The organism is Pseudomonas sp. HMSC057H01, assembly GCF_001836405.1.
In the GTDB taxonomy this organism is placed as follows: domain Bacteria; phylum Pseudomonadota; class Gammaproteobacteria; order Pseudomonadales; family Pseudomonadaceae; genus Pseudomonas; species Pseudomonas aeruginosa.
The window spans coordinates 1-13,275 of sequence record NZ_KV828437.1 but is presented as its reverse complement, the minus strand read 5'-3'; the positions used below and the strand labels follow the sequence as shown (position 1 = coordinate 13,275).

At 61.9% G+C, this 13,275-nt stretch carries 10 protein-coding genes; 5 read left to right on the top strand and 5 right to left on the bottom strand.

Annotated features, from left to right (window positions below; translation table 11 throughout):
• Positions 1-234: 234 nt before the first annotated feature.
• The 4 genes from HMPREF2581_RS10460 to HMPREF2581_RS10445 all read right to left on the bottom strand — a co-directional run bounded on the left by HMPREF2581_RS10460 (position 235) and on the right by HMPREF2581_RS10445 (position 6,195).
• Positions 235-1,581 carry a TonB-dependent receptor gene (locus tag HMPREF2581_RS10460; protein WP_003141098.1) on the bottom strand — a complete coding sequence of 449 codons (1,347 nt, stop codon included), beginning with the start codon at positions 1,579-1,581 and terminating at the stop codon, positions 235-237.
• On the bottom strand, positions 1,536-2,435 hold the full coding sequence (locus tag HMPREF2581_RS10455; protein WP_016254101.1) for a TonB-dependent receptor: 900 nt from the start codon (positions 2,433-2,435) through the stop codon (positions 1,536-1,538). Before HMPREF2581_RS10455 ends, HMPREF2581_RS10460 begins: the two co-directional genes overlap by 46 nt.
• A gap of 172 nt (positions 2,436-2,607) precedes the next feature.
• Positions 2,608-4,365, bottom strand: coding sequence for an ABC transporter ATP-binding protein (locus tag HMPREF2581_RS10450; RefSeq protein WP_003141102.1), 1,758 nt, complete (start codon positions 4,363-4,365; stop codon positions 2,608-2,610).
• 3 nt (positions 4,366-4,368) lie between these two features.
• Positions 4,369-6,195 carry an ABC transporter ATP-binding protein gene (locus HMPREF2581_RS10445; RefSeq protein WP_016254100.1) on the bottom strand — a complete coding sequence of 609 codons (1,827 nt, stop codon included), beginning with the start codon at positions 6,193-6,195 and terminating at the stop codon, positions 4,369-4,371.
• Positions 6,196-6,365: 170 nt separating this feature from the next.
• Between HMPREF2581_RS10445 and HMPREF2581_RS10440 the strand changes: the two genes are divergently transcribed.
• The 5 genes from HMPREF2581_RS10440 to HMPREF2581_RS10420 are packed head-to-tail and all read left to right on the top strand — an operon-like array spanning position 6,366 to position 12,457.
• Positions 6,366-7,316 (top strand): ABC transporter substrate-binding protein, encoded by a 951-nt coding sequence (locus HMPREF2581_RS10440; protein WP_003141107.1) that lies wholly within the window; start codon positions 6,366-6,368, stop codon positions 7,314-7,316.
• 6 nt (positions 7,317-7,322) lie between these two features.
• Complete coding sequence (locus HMPREF2581_RS10435; protein WP_003141108.1) at positions 7,323-8,345, top strand: FecCD family ABC transporter permease; 1,023 nt, start codon at positions 7,323-7,325, stop codon at positions 8,343-8,345.
• Entirely contained in the window at positions 8,338-9,402 is a 1,065-nt protein-coding gene (locus tag HMPREF2581_RS10430; protein WP_003141110.1) for a FecCD family ABC transporter permease, read from the top strand. The genes HMPREF2581_RS10435 and HMPREF2581_RS10430 overlap by 8 nt, the downstream gene beginning before the upstream one ends.
• On the top strand, positions 9,399-10,256 hold the full coding sequence (locus tag HMPREF2581_RS10425; protein ID WP_003141111.1) for an ABC transporter ATP-binding protein: 858 nt from the start codon (positions 9,399-9,401) through the stop codon (positions 10,254-10,256). Before HMPREF2581_RS10430 ends, HMPREF2581_RS10425 begins: the two co-directional genes overlap by 4 nt.
• 14 nt (positions 10,257-10,270) lie before the next feature.
• On the top strand, positions 10,271-12,457 hold the full coding sequence (locus HMPREF2581_RS10420) for a TonB-dependent receptor (protein ID WP_016254099.1): 2,187 nt from the start codon (positions 10,271-10,273) through the stop codon (positions 12,455-12,457).
• A gap of 249 nt (positions 12,458-12,706) precedes the next feature.
• On the opposite strand, the gene HMPREF2581_RS10415 is transcribed toward HMPREF2581_RS10420, so the two are convergent.
• On the bottom strand, positions 12,707-13,275 hold a 569-nt coding region (locus HMPREF2581_RS10415; protein ID WP_049267015.1), incomplete at its 5' end, for an IS3 family transposase.

Sequence of the window (13,275 nt, the reverse complement as noted above, 5' to 3'; positions counted from 1 at the left end):
ATGCGGTTCGCTGCCAAACCTGCCTAGACCAGTGCACCTCGAATAGGGCACTGGTTGGGTGTGCGAACGCGCACGTGGACGATGGAATAAGGTTATGAGCCGATGTTCTATCGCTCTACTCGAAACGGGACGCAATTTGCCCGAAGAGGATTTATCTGGAGCGCCTGGCCGGGCTTTACCGAAGCTGATCGGCCGCTGTCCAGGCGCGCCGGACAGCGGCCGTGCATGCCTGCATCAGAAGCGCAGCACCATCCCCACCCCGAGGGTTGCACCGCGCGCATAGGAAACGCCGTAGACCGGCTGGCCCTGGGGGTCGGTGCCGAAGCGGTCCTTGATCGTCATGTATCTCTTGTCCAGCAGGTTGTCCCCGAACAGGTAGAACTCCCCGTCGCCCCAATCGATACCCAGACGCGCCGAGATCAAGTGAACCGGAGCGAGCCTGCCGAAGTTGGAAGCATCGGTGAAACGGCTGCCGACAAAGTTGTATGTGAGCATTGCGTTCACCCTTTGCTCTGCCAGCCATCCGGAGAACCCAAGTTCACGACCCAGCGCCTCATATCCCAGCGCGGTCCTTGCCGTCCATTCCGGTACGCTTGGAAGCCTGTTGCCACTTCGCAAGCCGTCCTGGAGCGCGGCCGCCTCTGCAGAAACGTGGCGCAGCGAACTGTATGTATAGGCCACGCCTACCTCCATCCACCAATTGCGGCTTGCGAGGTAACGGGCGTCCAACTCGAAGCCGGCCGACCGCGCATCCAGGTTCAGGTTCTTTCCGGTGAAGTTCTCGTAGTCCCAGCTCTGCATCTGCTCCTTGCTCATATCGTTGAAGAACAACGCACCATTGACCACCAACGAATCGTCGAGCCAATTGGAGCGCATACCGAGCTCATAGCTCATGACGGTCGAGGAGTCGTAGGGCTCTCGCGGCACGCCGCTCCACATCAACGAGCTACCCAGGCCGAATCCGCCGCTTTTGTACCCCCTCGACACGCTGGCATAGGTCATCAGATCGTCGGTCCAGCGATAGGACAACGAGGTACGGCCCGTCAGGAAGCGATAGTCCTCTGATCCAGACTCACGGAAGTAAGGCACCGCGCCTTCTGCTCCGTTGCTGTGGTACTCCGAATGAAAATCCTTGTCTTCGCGTGTCGCGCGCGCTCCGACCGTGAGTTGCAGGCGCTCATTCAAGGGAATGGTGGCTTCGCCAAACAATGCCTGACCTGTCGTCTTCAGGTCGTAGTCGGTACTGCCACTGGCAGAAGGCCCGAAGTACCACATCTCGCTGGTCCTGTCCCGGCGCGCTCGGTCCTGATAGAACACCACGCCCGCAAGCCAGCCGATATCGGCCCCCGGTAGCGATCCCAGCCTGAATTCTTGTGTCAGTCGAGAGTCGCGTTTTCGCCAGTCGATGAAGTTGGTCGCTGGATCCAGGAATTGCTCGGGCGGCAGGCCGCTGAAGTCGCTGGCAATCCTCGCATCCGGGAAGTTGTAGTCGTTCTGGTCGTTCAGGCGCGCATAACTAGTCTGTGCAGTGACGGTCATGTCATCGAAGTCGTACTCCAGACGCGAGCTGAATGCGTACATCCGGATGTCGTCGATCGTCTTGTTCTGTGCCGCGGTCTTCGCTCCCCCGGCCGGTATGCAATGTAGGCCGTTGGCGCGCTATCCGTGCTCTCCCCCTGAGCACTCAGGAGCCATCGCACCCGGGAGGAAGGCGTGAACAGCACAGAGCCGCGCGCGGCCCAGGTCCGCTCCTCTCCCAAGTCGCGTCCGGCGACGTTGTTGATGTAGCCGTCGGCGCCTGAGCGCCGGAGAGCCAGGCGCGCGGATAGCGTTTCCGGAACGAGTGAGCCGTTGATGATGGCTTCAGTGCGGAAGATGCCATCGGTCCCCCCTTCGCCCCGAACCGAGGCTTCGAATTCATGGTTTGGCTTCACCGGCACAAGGTTGATCGCGCCGCCCGAGGTGTTGCGACCGAAGAGCGTGCTCTGTGGCCCCTTCATCACCTCCATTCGCTCAAGATCCAGATACGGGGAAAACGATGCGCCAATCGGCATCGGCGCACCATCCACGAAGGTCAGTACTGAGCTGTCGTCGGGACTGAGCGGCGTGAGAATGGGTGCCACGCCGCGCAGGACGACGAAAGCGTTGGAGCGATCGCCGAAAATGCCCACGCTCGCACCTGCCACATCGCGCAATGCCGCCGCTCCATCGAGCATGCGTTTTCGCTCCAGGTCACGGCCAGTCTCCACGTGCACCGACCCGGGAACATCGTTGAGATTCTCCTCGCGCTTACGCGCCGTCACGGTAATTGAGTCCAGAACTACCGACTCTTCATCGTTCAAAGGAGCGGCGGCGCCCGCAGGGAAACTGAGTTGCAGCATGCCCGCCAGGGCACTGGCGGAAAGTGCGCGTGACAAGATCTGACGTTCACACATTGTCCAAAACCTTCTTAAGAGCAGGAGAAGACTCGGCGGAGATTCCACTCGCGCTGAGCGGCTATTCACCCGAGTCTATGGAGGCGCGATAAGCGCCAACTACCCGAAGAAGGCATCAAGAACCCGCAAAGGATTTATCTTTTCGTCCACCAGTCAAGGGAGATGATGGCGACTAGCCGTTGGATGTTTGCGCCCTCCACATCGCGGCGTACAGACCATTTCTCGCAAGCAGGGACTGGTGGGTTCCAGCCTCGACCAAGGCGCCTTGATCCAGAACCAGTATCTGGTCGGCGTGCCTGATGGTGTTGAGCCTGTGGGCGACCATGATGACGCTGCGCCCCGCAGCCAATTGGCCGAGAGAGGTCTGGATGGCGTGCTGGGAGCGTGGGTCTACCGAGGCGGTTACTTCATCCAGCAGGAGCAGCGGCGCATCCTTGAGCAGTGCCCGGGCGATCGACAGCCGCTGCCGCTCTCCTCCCGAAAGGCCGAACCCCGATTCGCCGACCTTTGTCTGGTAGCCATCAGCAAGCCTGGCGATGAACTCATCACAATGAGCCGCCTCGGCGGCCTGAATCACCTCCTCGTCGCTGGCCTGCTCGCGACCTGCACGCACGTTGTCGATAATGCTGCCGTCGAACAGTTGTACCTGCTGGAAGACCATGCTGACGACGCGATACAACTGGTCGGAGCCGATATCACGCAGATCCAAGCCGCCAATGCGTATCGCGCCGCTGTCGGGCATATGAAAGCGCGCAAGCAGATGCAACAGCGTGCTCTTGCCTGCGCCGGAAGGACCAACCACGGCGGTGACGCTACCAGGCGGCACCACGAAGCTGACATCGCGTAGCACGAGCCGATCGCCGTAGGCGAACGACACGCGATCGAACTGCACGGCCAGACCATCCGGCCGCCTAGCCAGGGCGGGTTCGGGCAGGAGCGGGACGCGCCATAGCTCGTCGAGCTTCATCTCGCTCTGGCAAGCATGGCGGAGCATCACCAAGTATTCGGCCAACTCCAGCAGCGGACCAATGAACTTGTAAGACAGCAGAATGAACGCCAGCCAAACCAGCGCGGGGTATTCATGGGAGAACATGCTCCAGCCGCCTGCAATGAACAGGACGACGAGGCCACACTCGACGATCAGTCTGAAGAGCATGACCGGACCGCCGCCCCATTTCTCGATCCCCAGGCTGAGCGCCTTGAGTTCGGTGAACGCCTGGTCTAACTGCTGCGACCAGGCGCGCGAGTGATTGAAGAGGCGTAACGTCGCCAGGCCGCCGATGAACTCCACCAACATCCCGGATGTCGCCTTGAAGCGCGCGTGTTTGCGCTGGACCGCCTGCTCGAACAGTCGCCCACTGGCAATCAGGACGAGCATGGCCAGGGGCGCGAGCCCAGCAAGCGCCAGGGCCAGCCGCCACTCGATAGCTGCCAGCAGCAGGATCGTCGTCAGCGCCAGGCCCGCGGCGGCGACGAAATCCGCCAGGACATGGGCAAATATGGCTTCGACACGATTGATGTCGTCGGTGAGCAGGTCGGCCATGTGCCCCACCTGCCGTCCTCTCAACACGCCGATCGGCATGTTGCGGACTCGCTCGAGCAGCCCCTGTCGATAGCGTTCGATGATCTGGTAACTGTTCAGAAAGCAACATTTCTGGCCGCCGAAGGCGAAAGCCCATTGCATGAGGAACAGGCAAGCTAGGGTCAGAGCCAGCCATTGCGGACTGGCCGCCCAGGTGGCTGTCCAGGCAAAACCTGGCAAAGAAAGTGGCAGGACGGCGCCAAGCCATAGCCAGCACAGCAGATAGGGCAGCACTTCGGAACACCGTTCCAGCACGCGCAGCGCCAATCCCAAGGTGAGGGCGGAGGTAGGCGCGCCACTGCGCTGGATGATGCGTCGAATGCTTGTCCAAGAGGTGACCGCCTCCATGTCTCAATCTCCCCCTGCGGTAGATGTCGCCGGCAATGCTGCCGACTCTTGCGTCCTGTCTTGGGACGGCGCAGCGCCGCGCAAGCTCCAGCGCTCGGCGAACTCCTCATGCATCCACATGGACCGGTAGTAATCGCTCTCGCTCATGAGTTGGTCATGGCGTCCGCACAAGGACAATGCACCTTCCTCAAGCACTAGTATCTGGTCGGCTTGCTCGATTCCATGCAGCCTGTGTGCAACGACAAGCAGTGTTTTCTCTGGGTACTCCTCGAGCAGCGCCTGAAAGAACGCGCGTTGCGTCAGGCTGTCGGCGAACGCCGCGGATTCGTCGAGCACCAGAACCGCCGCGTCGGCAAGCAATGCCCGTGCGACCGCCAGGCGCTGGCGCTCGCCGCCAGATAAGCGGGTGCCCAGTTCATTGAGCGGGGTGTCGTAGCCGGCAGGAAGCCCCTCGATAAGCGCCTGCGCCTGCGCCACACGCACGGCCCGGCAGATCTCCGCCTCGGATGCCTGCGGGCGCGCGAGCACCAGGTTGTCGCGCACCGTTCCGCTGAAGAGAAACACGTCCTGGGCCGCGAGAGCTATGCAGCGGGTACGCTCCTCATCGCTGAGGGTGGCGATGGACTTCCCGTTGATCGTGACCGACCCCGACTCTGGCGCCAGTAAGCCCGCAATCAGTTGCGCGATGGTGGACTTACCGGACCCCGATGGCCCCAGGAGTACATTGAAGGTGCCCGACGCCAGGGACAGGCTCACCCCGGTCAGCACGTGGCGTCCGCCATAGCGAAAGCAGACCTGGTCGAGGTCGACCCGTACGGTGGCAGCCACCGGCAGATCTGCTCGCCCCCGCTTGCGACTGAGCGCCAGTATCGGTGCCATCCTGCGTAGGCCTGCGAGAATCGGCGGTATGTCCATGATGAAGCGACTGACTTTTAGCAAGGGACGAAAAATCCCAGCCCCCAGCAGCACTGCCACCACCACTTGAGCAACACCGATTTCCCCACGCGCATGAAGCCATGCGCCGACCGGAAGCAACAGGAGCAGGTGGGCACCCAGGACGCTGGTGAACAGCGCCCACCCTGGAACGGTGTTGCGAGTGATCTGATCAGTTAGTCGATAGTAGGCATGAAGCTGCCGTCGCAGCAGCCGGAACCCGGAGGCACTGCGACTGAACACCTTGAGCACCGGCATGTTGCGCAGGTACTCAACGGTCACGTTGTTCAGGCTGGCCGTTGCCCGGTTGAACCGATCTTGGTTTTGACCCACTCCGCGCATGGCGAATGTTGAAGCGAGCAGGGCCAAGGGACCGACTGCCAGCGCCGCCATTGCCAGCCGCCAGTCCACCCAGAGCAAGGCTGTCGTGACACACAGTGGCGCCAATACCGCGGCGGCGACCTCCACGGTGTGATGGGCAATGAATGCCTCCATGCGCTCGACATCCTGGATAACGGACTGTTTCAGCGCGCCCGACCCCTGTGCATGTATCCAGTGCAAGGGCGCATCATCGAGCTTGGCCGCCAGGCGGCTGCGCGTACTGGCCATGATTGCGTAGGCAGCGTGATGGCTGATCAGGTAGGCGACGCCATAGGCCATGTACTTCAGCACTATGCCACCCACCAGCCAGGGAGCCAGAGTCAGAAGTTCCTGGGCGAAGGCTTGAGGCGTCCTGAGTAGGGCCTCGACAGCGAAGTACAGGATGGCGAATGGCGCCAGTTCCGCCAGTACAGCCAAAAGGGTCAAAGCCAAGGCTCCTGCCATGGCCAAACGGTGGCCCACCGACAACTCCAGCAGTATCCGCAGCGCGCCCATACGACTTAGGTCATTACCCATCGGAGATTCGTCATGTGAAGGGACGGACCGAGCTTATGAGCGGGTAAGAAGTTTCGGCTACCCAGAAAGGAAGGCGATCGCGAGCGAACTGATTCCCGATTCGGGGAGCGGTTTTCTCAGGCAACGGGAAACACTGAAGGTCGATATGAATCCTGGGAAGGAAGGCCTCCATGCGTACCGCTCGATCACTCCTGACGCTGTTCTTTGCCGTGGGGTCCGCCGCCGCACAGGCGCAGGACTACCCACGGACCATCGTGGATGATCGCAACCAATCCGTGGTGATCGAACGCGCGCCACGAACCGTCGCATCAATTTCGACCTTCGGGGCTGACGTCATGGTTGCGCTCGACCGACAGGTCGCGGGGCTTTCCACGCTCAACAACCAGCGCTCCGCCTTCTTGGGAGATGCCGCTGCCAAGGCCGTTAACCTGGGCGAAGTGCACCAGACCAACCTTGAGGTTCTGGCGAAACTGTCGCCGGATCTGACCATCGGCTTACGCACGTATACGGAACCCTTCGCCAAGAAGATCGAGGAGACTGGGGCGTTCCTGGCATTCGACCTGATCACGTTGAATGATTCTGTGAGTGCAGTGGAGCGAGCCACACGAGCGCTCGGTGCGGACAGCCAGGGCGCGGCTATGAACCAGGCTTTCCTGGACGAGCTGGAGGCGACCGGCAAACGCGCGCCGGGAAAGGTCAGCGCGGTTTTCCTCTGGCATTGGGGCAATGCTCCCTATGCCTACTACAGCAACCACCTGACGACTCAGGTGATGGAGCGCCTGGGAGCAACCAACGTCCAGGGCGAACCGCCCAAGGGCATGGAATCTGCCGATTCGTCCGTGATAACCATGGAGACCCTGCTGCGGCTGAATCCGGATGTGATCATCTCGTTCAAGGGTGATGCCGGACCGTTCACCAAGCACCCGGCTTGGAATCGCCTCAAGGCGGTCCAGTCCGGCCGGGCCTGGCGGGTCTCAGACCAGTACATCATGTCGCATGGCCCCATAGCGCGACGGCAGGTGCTGCACGAAATGGCGCATCTGCTCTACCCGGGGGTGTTCCCCGAGCCCACGGGCATTCCGGCTGCGGCCCGCGCCAAGCCCATGGATTTCGAGCGCTGAGCGGCCATGGACGAGTGCGCAATTGATGCGCGGTCCCGCCTCTCTTCTCGGTTGCGGTCGCTCTGGATCGCTGGCCTCAGCCTGTTGGCCATCGGCGCGATAGTGGTCGGGACCTTGGCACTGGGTGACTTCGGGATTCCGTTTGGCCGGGTGTTGCAGGTTCTCGTCCAAGACGACGGCTCCGACGCAGCCTTCGTGATCCACGAGATTCGCCTCCCCCGGCTGTTGACCGCGACACTGGTTGGGGCCGCCCTGGGACTGGCCGGAGCCATCGTGCAGGCGATCACCCGCAACCCCCTGGGCGAGCCCGGGCTGCTCGGCGTCACCGCCGGAGCTGCGTTTGCCATGGCCCTGTGCATGACCTACCTCAGTCTGCCCACGTCCGCCGAACTCGCTGCGAGCACCGTCGGTGGAATCGCCGCGGCGACACTCACGCTTGCCATCGGTATGGGAGCCCGGCTGGATCCGTTGTACCTGACGCTGACCGGCATGAGCATCAACCTGTTCTTTGCCGCTGCCATCATCGTGATGCTGGTGTCCGCGAACGTAGAGGTCAACGGTATCTATTACTGGCTGACCGGCAGCCTGATCAACCGGACCTGGGAGCATGTCGCGATGCTCTGGCCATGGGTCGTGTCAGGTTTAGTCTTGGGTCTTGCGTGCGCTGGGCGACTGGACACGATGATCCTCGACGAAGATGTGCTCACTGCGCTGGGCATGCGCGTGACAGCTTGGCGCCTTTTGTTCGGCCTCGTGGTGGTGCTGCTCTCAGCTTCGGCCGTGGCTGCCGCGGGTCCAATCACCTTCATTGGCCTGGTCGCACCACACATCGTCCGCTTCGGTCTGGGTTCCAGGGGTATTCGCCACCGGACCTTGCTACCGCTCTCGGCATTGGTGGGCGCCGGCCTGGTGTGCGCTGCTGATTTTGCCGCCAAATGGCAGGAGGTGCCGGCCGGCATCCTATGCGTACTTCTGGGTGGCCCAGTGCTGGTCTATCTGGTCGGCCGGAGGGAGACCTCCGATGCGTAGTCCGACGCACCAGGTGGCGATGCGCTCAGGAGGCCGATATGCGGCAGTGCTGGCACTCTTGTGCACGGCATTGGCATTACTGGTGCTGGCTTCACTGTTCTGGGGCGCCGTACCGCTTGCTGCGGGCGATGTCCTGGACGGGCTTCTCTCGCGGCATGCTCCTTCGCTGGAAAGCGCGCTCGTCTGGCAACTGCGGCTACCGCGGACTGTGCTGGCGGTGCTGGTCGGACTGCAGCTCGCCACCGCCGGCCTCATCCTGCAGACCGTCATCCGCAACCCGCTAGCCGACCCAGGTGTCGTCGGCATATCCAGTGGTGCCGGGCTGGCCGTCGTCGCCTTGTTGCTGGTGACGGACTTAGCCAAGGCCGACTCGCTGATCGGCACCAATCATGCGTCGATGATGGTCTGGCTGCCAGTGGTCGCTCTATTCGGAGGGTTGGTCGCTGCGGGCCTCGTTCTGAGCATGTCCTGGCGTTCAAAACTCTGCCCGCTTCGCCTCACGCTCAATGGCGTCGCCGTGGGCGCCGTGCTCAATGCGCTGGTGATGTGGACCATCGTCGTCTGGGGCGGCGCACGCACCGAGATCGCGCTGATTTGGCTGGCCGGCAGTCTGTATGGTCGCGACTTCCTGCATGTGCACGTTCTCTGGCCATGGTGCCTGGTCGGCATCGTGGCCACCTTGGCGTTGTTGCGGCCATTGTCCCTGCTGCGCCTGGACGACGGGGTCTCGGCGAGCTTGGGCATACGTGGAATTCGCTGGCGCACTGCGGCCATCGTCGTGGCTGTCGTATTGGCCGCCAGCGCGGTGGCGGTGACGGGGCCCGTCGGCTTCGTCGGCTTGGTCACCCCGCACCTGTCCCGCCTGATCGCCGGACCGAATGAGCGCCGCCTCTTCGTCGTCAACATGCTGGTCGGCAGCCTCCTGATGCTCGGTGCTGACTGCCTCGCACGATCCCTGATCAGCCCACTGGAAATTCCCGCCGGTGCGCTGACCACCCTGATTGGCATTCCGGCCTTCCTCTTGCTGCTGCACCGTCAAAGGAGGCATCGCGTATGACGTTGGCGGTAAATCAGTTGAGGCTGAGCTACGGCTCGCGCGAAGTGCTCCGGGTGGCGGAGCTTCAATTCGAGCCCACCAGTATGGTGTGCCTGATCGGGCCCAACGGCTGCGGTAAGTCAACGTTGCTCAGGGCTCTCGCAGGATTGAACAGGTCCACGGCGGGTGCTGTTTCCCTAGACGGAAAGCCGTTGGCTTCCTGGAGTCCGAAAGCACTCGCCCGGCGGCTGGCCTTCCTTCCCCAATCGCCGGCCGTACCGCAGGGCGTCACCATACGCCAATTGGTCGCCTATGGCCGCTACCCGCACCAGGGCCTGCTCGCGCGGCAATCCAACCACGACCGCGAAATTGTCGGGTGGGCCATGGAGTCTACCGGCATCTCGCACTTGCAAGGCCGTGACATCGGCACGCTCTCCGGAGGCGAACGGCAACGGGCATGGATCGCGATGATCCTGGCCCAGGAGTCGAGCATCGTCTTGCTGGACGAACCCACCACCTACCTGGACATGGGACACCAGGCGGAATTGATGGAACTGCTCGCGCACCTGCAGAGGACGCGCCAGTTGACCGTCGTGATGGTTCTGCACGACCTCAACCAGGCTAGCCAATACGCCGACCGGCTGCTGGCTCTGCGAGACGGCCGGATCGTCGCCGACGGGGCACCACTCGACATCGTCGACTCCCGGCTGAGTGAGCGACTGTTCGGCCTCGTCACCCAGCGGATCGACCGCACGAGTGCCGGAAGGCTCGTGCCGTACTGCCTGCCCGTTGGTCCCGCAACCGCGGGGCGCCCCACTCACGAAGAAATGGCTGCAACCCCTACGGCTGAGCAGCCCGAGGTTTTGTCGTACTAAGAGGGAACATCGTAATGACCAAGCTTTTTCCGTCCCGGCGAGGGCGTCTGTCGGTGCTGGTTCTGGTAACCTGCACAGCCGTACCCGGTACCGCCTTGGCGCATCACGTCGGATCGCAGGAGGAGGAGATCGTTGTCTTGCCGGAAATGAACGTCACCGCTCGGCGTACCGAAGAGCACGCCAAGGACTTGCCCTTCAGCGTGAACGTCATCTCCGGCGAAGAAGCAGAGGAGCGGCGTCTGTACAGTCTGGAGGACGCCCTGCGCCAGACGCCGGGAGTCGACGTGATTACCAACATGGGGATAGCCAACACGACGCTGCGAATGCGCGGCGTCGGTGCTCTGCAGAAGATCAGCGGGGACGACACGTCCGTGGTGATCAATGTCGACGGTATGCCGATGTCCGCCTCCAATGCCACGTTGGATATCCTGGACGTGGAGCGGGTGGAAGTGCTGAAAGGCCCCCAGGGCACCCTGTTCGGACGCAATGCCGAGGCCGGAGCGGTCAACGTGGTGACGCGCAAACCTACACGATTCTTTGAGGGCAGCCTGCGCGGCGAACTCGGCCAGGACAACCAGCGGCTGCTGGAAGGCATGCTCAGTGGACCTCTGTCCGACACTGTTTCGGCACGGTTGGCGATCCGCGGGTCGGGACTCGACAACTACATCGAAAGCAGCCAAACCGGCAAGCCGTTGAACAAGCCTAGAGATTTCAGTGGAAGAGCGAGCCTGCGTTGGGACATCGGCCCGGACTCCGCGCTCAATCTCAGCGCGGGACGTGAAGTGCTGAAACATCGCGACTGGGTCTATCTCCTGTATCCCTATGGTGATCCGCCCAAGAGCGATATTCCGTCGAACAGCGAGCGCAACCGCCGCGAGGTCGACCGCTATAGCGCCGAGTTCACCCATCAGTTCGACAACTCTCTCTTCACGGCCCTGACCGGTTTTGCTCGGACCCACCATCGCAGCACCACGCCCATCTACGAGGGACGTACCTATACGCAGCTGATCGGGTTCCGCCCCGACGCCACCTGGAACAGCCTAGTGCGCGAACGCATCTTCAACCATGAACTGCGCCTGAGCTCACTACCGGAAGCAGAGACGTTCTGGGTGGCCGGCGCCAATCTCTATCGGTCGGATCGGGACATGGACCGATTCGACTCCTACGACACCTTCTTCCTGGAAAACCCCGCCGCCTCCAGCGCCAACCGGGACTTCAGCTCCAGAGCGCATGCGCTGTTCGCAGAGGCCACCTTCCCGGTGGCCCCGGCGACAAAGCTCACCCTCGGCGGGCGTTACACCTGGGAAAAGAAGCGCTACGACGCCCACTGGTGGGCAAATCCGGAAAATCCCAGCCCTATTCGTGAGGCCAGGGACGCCCAATCGCTTTCCGACAGCTATGCAACGGGCCGGGTGGCGCTGAGCCATGCTTTGACCCCGCAGCTGAACCTCTACGGTGTTTACGCCCGAGGGTACAAGTCCGGAGGTTTCGACGAGGAAGGCATCGGCTTCACCTCTGGCGGGCAGGATGCGCCCTACAAGCCAGGCTCGGTGAACAGCTACGAAACGGGTCTCAAATTTGAAAGCGAGGATCGGCGGCTGACCTTCAACTTGGCGATGTTCCTCAACCAGGTCAAGAACGACCACCTGCTGATGTTCGATCCGCAAACCATGGCGACCCGCAAGAGCAACCGGAATGTGACCAGCCAAGGGCTGGAGGCTGACTGGAGTTGGATGATCAACAGCCACTGGAGCGTCAGCGGCGGTCTTGCCTATACCCGCGCCAAGATCAGAGGCGGCGGTGATGCTTCGGGTGCTGACGGTGTTGCGTCAGGAAACGACGTGCCCGAAGTGCCTCGCTGGGAAGGGGTCCTTTCCATCGCTTATCAGAAGCCCCTAGGTTCGATGTTCGGGCTCTCCTCGCCGCACTTGCATGCGCGACTGACCAACCGCTACGTGGGTAGCCGCGCCGCGACGCCCCAGAACAACTTTGACCTGGCGTCATACAACAAGCTGGATTTCAGGGTTGGCATACGCAATGGCGGTACCGAACTCTATGTCTGGGCAGATAATCTGCTCGACAAGCAGTATGACCTGTACGGCTACCATATCCCGGCGTACATGCCGGGTGGGGCGGACGCCAGGATTGGTGCGCCCGGCCGTGAGCGGACGCTGGGCGTTGGCATGACCATCCAGTTCTGAGAATCAGGGTCATGGACCGCGACGAGGTCCGTACCTGGAGCATGGAGACGCATGAGGTACCTGAGTGGGCACTGCGGGAGTTCTCTCAGGTACTGGCTCCATGGGAGCGCTGTCGCGCAGACCAGTACCTCAGCCCCCTGGACCGCAGAGACTACCTCTGCGCACATGTACTACGCAGGGTGCTGTTGTCCCACTGTTTTCATCGACCCGTGCGCGACTGTGACCTGCCCCCAGTCTTAGTACCGCTTCCTAGTTAGTACGTCCTGGGGTTGATATCAATTTTTCATGTCGTGGTTGCTGCTGACTCGCCCGCCATTTCGCAGCAAACTTCGCTGGGGTGAGATTGCCGATAGCGCTATGCGGTCGGTGCTCGTTGTAATCCCTCCGCCAGGCTGCGATGCGAATTCTGGCCTCGGCCAGTGAGCAGAACCAGTACTCATTCAGGCATTCGTCTCGAAACTTGCCGTTGAAGGACTCGATGAACGCATTCTGTGTGGGTTTGCCAGGCTGGGTCAGCTTCAGCTTGATATCGCGCTGATAGGCCCATTGATCGAGTGCCTTGCCAGTGAATTCGGGGCCCTGGTCGGTGCGGATTGCTGTCGGGTAACCGCGGAACCGAGCCATTTCATCCAGTGCGCGAGTAACGCGAAAGCCGCTGATGCCGTGATCCACAAGGATACCCACCGCCTCCCTGGTAAAGTCATCGACCACCGTCAGGCATTTAATCCTCCGCCCCGTACTGAGCGCATCGAAGACGAAGTCCATCGACCACACCTGATTCGGCGCGCTCGGCAAACTCAGACGTTCGCGCTCCACCG